The organism is Aerococcus agrisoli (assembly GCF_003797145.1).
GTDB lineage: Bacteria > Bacillota > Bacilli > Lactobacillales > Aerococcaceae > Aerococcus > Aerococcus agrisoli.
Genome location: NZ_RKMG01000092.1, coordinates 1 through 543, shown reverse-complemented (window position 1 = coordinate 543; position 543 = coordinate 1). Strand labels below are relative to the sequence as shown.

The 543-nt window shown below is 35.9% G+C and carries 1 protein-coding gene; it reads right to left on the bottom strand.

Features of this window, described 5'->3' with window-relative positions; all coding sequences use genetic code 11:
- A partial coding sequence (locus tag EF384_RS09630) for an IS6-like element IS1216 family transposase (RefSeq protein WP_199729748.1) occupies positions 1-469 on the bottom strand: 469 nt, incomplete at its 3' end.
- Between the last annotated feature and the right edge of the window lie 74 nt (positions 470-543).

Sequence of the window (543 nt, the reverse complement as noted above, 5' to 3'; positions counted from 1 at the left end):
GTTCTGTCCCTTGATAAAAGCCGCCGTATTCTTTTAGTTTATTAAAGGCACTTGTAATAGAGGGGGCTTTATCTGTGACTACAACCTTCGGTTCATCAAACTGCTTCACTAACCGCTTAAGAAAAGTATAGGCTGCTTGTGTGTCCCGTTTTTTACGTAACCAAATATCCAAGGTTAAACCATCTGCATCGATGGCTCGATACAAATAATGCCATTTTCCTTTAATTTTGATGTACGTTTCATCCATTTTCCATGAATAAAAGGATTTTTTATTTTTCTTTTTCCAAATCTGATAGAGTAGTTTGCCATATTCTTGCACCCAACGATAAATCGTCGTATGAGAAACGTTAATGCCACGATCATATAAGATTTCTTGAACTTCACGATAGCTAAGGTTATAACGAAGATAGTAGCCCACGGCTACAATAATCACATCCTGCTGAAATTGCTTTCCTTTAAAATGATTCATCGTCATTCCTCCTGCTATCTTTTTCTATTATTCTACCTTATTTGATAGTAGATTTAAAACTTTGCAACAGAACC